The sequence below is a fragment of the Variovorax sp. P4_D9 genome (assembly GCF_056401695.1).
In genome coordinates, this window is the sequence record NZ_JBFUIU010001010.1 from 1 (window position 1) to 2,821 (window position 2,821).

2 protein-coding genes and 2 pseudogenes are annotated in these 2,821 nt (G+C 60.1%); 1 reads left to right on the forward strand and 3 read right to left on the reverse strand.

The window, feature by feature from the left end; genetic code table 11:
- Positions 1-199: thiamine pyrophosphate-dependent enzyme (locus AC1DY5_RS50015; protein WP_478121743.1), on the reverse strand; the 199-nt coding region annotated here is incomplete at its 3' end.
- Between the two features lie 334 nt (positions 200-533).
- Positions 534-1,511: pseudogene (locus AC1DY5_RS50020) on the reverse strand (thiamine pyrophosphate-binding protein); the annotation flags it as partial.
- A 204-nt stretch (positions 1,512-1,715) separates the two neighbouring features.
- Here AC1DY5_RS50020 and AC1DY5_RS50025 point away from each other — a divergent pair.
- Positions 1,716-2,387: an MgtC/SapB family protein gene (locus AC1DY5_RS50025; protein WP_478121742.1), complete on the forward strand. Its 672-nt coding sequence runs from the start codon at positions 1,716-1,718 to the stop codon at positions 2,385-2,387.
- 16 nt (positions 2,388-2,403) lie between these two features.
- Here the strand turns inward: AC1DY5_RS50025 and AC1DY5_RS50030 are convergent.
- Positions 2,404-2,821 (reverse strand): annotated as a pseudogene (locus tag AC1DY5_RS50030) (poly(3-hydroxyalkanoate) depolymerase); the annotation flags it as partial.

A 2,821-nucleotide genomic window follows, 5' to 3' on the forward strand; every position in this document is an offset into this window, starting at 1 on the left:
GATTGACCATGCCCTCGGCGCGCTGTTCCATCTCGACGAACCCGAGCTTGCTGTTGTCGTAGACGGCAATCTTGAAAGGGATGTTCTCCTGCACGGTCGTCATGAGATCGCCGAACAGCATCGAGATGCCGCCGTCGCCACACATGCAAATGACCTGCCGACCTGGCTGACTCTTCTGCATGCCGATGGCCGATGRCATCGCGTTCCGCCATGCTGCCGTGCAGCAGGCTGGCGAAGAGTCTGCGCTTTCCGTTCATGCGAAGCAGTCGAAATGCCGTTGATGTACTGTCGTCGGAAGCGAAAAGGGTGTCGTCATCGGCGTATTGGTCGATCAATCGCGTGAGATACGTACCTGGGATACTGCCATCGCGACCCGGTACGGCCTCGGCGCGCATGGAAGACATATCGGCCGCGTGGCGCGCCGCGTAGTCGTCTCGAAACGACGCCTCATCCCGCTCTTTCAAGCGCGGAAGCAGCGCTTCAAGGGTTGGCTTGATATCGCCAACCACGCCCAGGTTAATTGGATGTCGGCGCCCAAGATGTGTCGGGTCGATATCAACCTGAACGATCTTCGCATTCGATGGATATTACTGCAGCCAGGCGAAATCCGCGCCCAACAAGAGAAGAGTGTCACACTCCATGATCGCGTGGTAGCCCGCCTCTGTTCCGATGATTCCGGTCATGCCGATGTTGTATAGGTTATGCGGCTCTAGAAATTCCTTGGCCCGAGACGTGTGGGCGACGGGGCACTTGATCCGATCGGCAACCCGCAGGACCTGCTCAAGGGCGTCCTGGCATCCGGACCCGCCGTAGATCACGACCTTCTTGCCATCGTTGAGGATCTTCGCCATGCGGTCAAGATCCCCATCGTTGGGCAGGACGACGCTCCTTGGAACATGCAGCGAAAACGGCGTGCTGTCTTGGCAGTTCGCTTGTGAAACGTCGACTGGCACGATCAGTACCGCCACACCCCTCTTCGCGAGGGCGGCCTGGCAGGCGGCCACCGTTTTGCGGCGTGCCTGGTCAGGCGTCATGATCATTTCGCAGTAGACACTGCATCCCTGATAGACCTGCTTGAGGTCTACCTCCTGGATGAAGTCAATGCCAAGCTCTTCCCGAGTCACCTGGCTCGCAATCAGAATCACGGGGGCGCGGTTTCGGTTGGCCTCGAAGACGCCGTTGATGAAATGAAGGCTACCGGGTCCGCAGCTTCCGGCGATCGCCGTCAATCTTCCCGTGACCAACGATTCGGCTTGTGCAGCGAAGGCTCCCGCTTCCTCATGCCGCATGTGAACCCATTCGATGTCGCTCTTCGCGATCTCGTGTGCGATCCGGTTCAGCGTGTCCCCGACGATTCCGTAGCAATGGGCGACCCCCGCTTCGCATAGCGTTTCCACGATGACTTCTGAAACGGATTTGCTCATGAACGGGCCTCCTTGGCTTGAAGTGACAATGAGCTCTTGCGGCAAGGGTTGACCAACGCGCTCATCGCCGATCGCCATGGCTCTCATGTCTAGTCTGCCCGCGCGGGTGTGGTCGACCTATCCCCCGTACGGGGCACCGGAAACTTCTGACCTTGCTGGCCTGGGCGCCCACGAAAAACAGCGCGAGTGCGCCACCCAATCGGGGGATGCCGCGTCGCGGCTTCAAAGAAGAGACTGCTTTTATTGCATATGTTGTCAAATTCCGGTCCCGCAGTCTCGATGGTGGCCCATATGAGCCTTGCACTGGTGCTTGGCTGGTTCGTGGGCTATGAACGGTTTTTCAGCGGGCGTGCGGCAGGGACCCAGGTCTACTGTCTGGTCTGCACGACTTCCTGTGCCGTCACGCTGTTGGCCGGATATCCTTCGCTTTGGTATTGGGGGACTTCACACGAAGCAGCTGGAGGAGATCCGACGCGTGTGATCGGCAGCATTCTTACGGGCATCGGATTCCTGGGCGCGGGCATCATCGTCCAGAGCGGTCTCAACGTGCGTGGCCTGACAACAGCCGCTTCGATCTGGGGCACCTCGGCGATTGGTATTTTGGTTGGCGTTGGGTTTTATCTCCCAGCGCTCGGGCTGGCGCTGCTGTTCGTGCTGTGCATGGCCGTGATCCCGAGACTCGAACACAGGCTCCCGGCGCATGGCGCCATTGCAGCGACGCTGAGGTTTCGTGAGGGATACGAAATCCGTACCGAGGAAATACATCACTTCCTGGCCGAGCGGGGGCTTAGCATTCCACCGGACAGCATCAAGATCGCCTACGGCAAAAGTGGATTCGAGTTGCAGTGCTTGATCATTGCGGATTCGGTAGCGCGTGCCAACGCCCTTGGAAGGATTGCACTCGAGCTGCCGAAAATTTCGGAGATCGAGAGTTTTTCCGTGACTCATTCGAGTCGCGCCTGACCAGCCTCCCTTGCGTCTACTTGCTGCGATCGGCAAGAAAATCTCGTATGACCGGCGCCACGCGATGCGCGTCCGTCAGCAGGAACAGGTGGCCGTCGTTCACCACATGCAGCCGCGCATTGCGCATCAGCAAGGCCTGGATCCGCCCGTTGATCAGCGGCACGATTGGATCGTCATTGCCAACCAGGATCAGCGTGCGGTGGTGGATGCGCCAGAGCCAGGGGAGGCTGCTCCAGCCCAGCATGGCGAACATCTGGTAGCGGTAGCCGCGCGGATCGCCGCCGCGCGCGTGCCGGGCGAAGAGCTCGATGGCCTGCGGGCTCCGTCGCAGTTCGCCGCCGTAGATGTCGGGCGCGACCCGGCGCATGTAGCCGCGGTCGGTGTAGCGGCGTGGGCTGACCATCTTCCACAGGACGCTGAGACGGCCTGGCACC

Bases quoted from the DNA above. Each gene is read 5' to 3' on its own strand.
- AC1DY5_RS50025 (WP_478121742.1), top strand. From the start codon at position 1,716: ATGAGCCTTGCACTGGTGCTTGGCTGGTTCGTGGGCTATGAACGGTTT.